This window comes from Acinetobacter sp. B51(2017), assembly GCF_003711395.1.
Taxonomy (GTDB): domain Bacteria; phylum Pseudomonadota; class Gammaproteobacteria; order Pseudomonadales; family Moraxellaceae; genus Acinetobacter.
The window spans coordinates 1-1,540 of record NZ_PJRJ01000080.1; the positions used below are offsets into that span (position 1 = coordinate 1).

Consider the following 1,540-nt stretch of genomic DNA (forward strand, 5'->3'; position numbering starts at 1 on the left):
TATTTACTCCTTTGGAGACGTTAGCAATGTTAGATCAAAATACACAAGCGCAATTAAAAGCTTTATTAGAACGCCTAGAAGGCCCAATTGAATTGGTTGCAGCCCTAGATGATTCAGATAAATCAACCAAAATCAAAGAATTGGTTGAAGAAGTTGCTGCGCTTTCACACTTAGTGACTGCACGTTTTGATGGTCAAAACAAACGTGTCCCAAGCTTTGGTATTGCCAAAGCAGGTGAAGCACCGCGTGTATTCTTTGCCGGTCTTCCAATGGGTCATGAGTTCACTTCTTTGATTTTGGCATTGCTACAAACTTCTGGTTATGCACCAAAAGTATCGGACGAAGTTTTAGCATCAATTAAAGGTCTAGGAATCAAATCTGACTTTGACGTGTTTGTATCGTTAAGCTGTCATAACTGCCCAGATGTGGTTCAAGCACTTAACTTGATCGCAATTAACAACCCAGGCACAACAGCCACCATGATTGATGGTGCATTCTTCCAAGACGAAGTTGAAGAACGCAAAATCATGGCAGTTCCAATGGTGTTCCAAGACAACCAACACATCGGTCAAGGTCGTATGACTTTGGAAGAAATTGTAGCCAAACTAGATACCAACTCTGCTGCTAAAGATGCTGAAAAGCTCAATGCAAAAGATGCATTTGATGTACTTGTGATTGGTGGCGGTCCTGCAGGTAACACCTCTGCAATCTATGCAGCGCGTAAAGGCATCCGTACTGGTATCGTGGCTGAACGCATGGGTGGTCAGGTCATGGATACCATGGACATCGAAAACTACACTTCGATTCAAAAAACGCAAGGTCCTAAATTTGCGGCGGAAATGGAAGCACACGTACGTGAATACGGTGTGGACATCATGAATCTACAACGTGTATCTGATATCAAAGGTGCGGATGAAACTGCTAACGGTTTGGTTGAAGTGACTTTAGAAAATGGTGCCAAACTTGAATCGAAAACAGTGATCCTGTCTACAGGTGCACGTTGGAGAGAAATGAATGTCCCAGGTGAGCAAGAATACAAAACCCGTGGTGTTGCGTACTGCCCACACTGTGATGGCCCACTGTTTAAAGGCAAGCGTGTTGCAGTAATTGGTGGTGGTAACTCAGGTGTGGAAGCTGCAATTGACCTTGCGGGTATTGTTGAGCATGTAACCTTAGTTGAGTTTGATACTAAACTGCGTGCGGATCAAGTGCTTCAAGATAAGTTAAACAGCTTGCCAAACACCACTGTAATCAAAAATGCACTCTCAACTGAGGTTGTCGGTGATGGTTCTCAAGTGACTGCACTGAAGTACAAAGATCGTGCAACAGACGTTGAACACACTGTTGAACTTGCTGGGATCTTTGTACAAATTGGTTTGTTACCAAACACTGATTTCTTAAAAGAAACCGCAGTTGAACTGACCAATCGTGGCGAGATCGTGATTAACGAACGCAACGAAACTAACGTGAAAGGTGTATTTGCTGCTGGTGACTGTACCACAGTACCCTACAAACAAATCATCATTGCCACAGGTGAAGG

The 1,540-nt window shown here is 43.5% G+C and carries 1 protein-coding gene; it reads left to right on the forward strand.

The features are described from left to right. Positions 1-26: 26 nt before the first annotated feature. Positions 27-1,540 (forward strand): alkyl hydroperoxide reductase subunit F (ahpF, locus tag CYK47_RS15165; protein ID WP_122902595.1); only part of this gene is annotated, 1,514 nt, incomplete at its 3' end.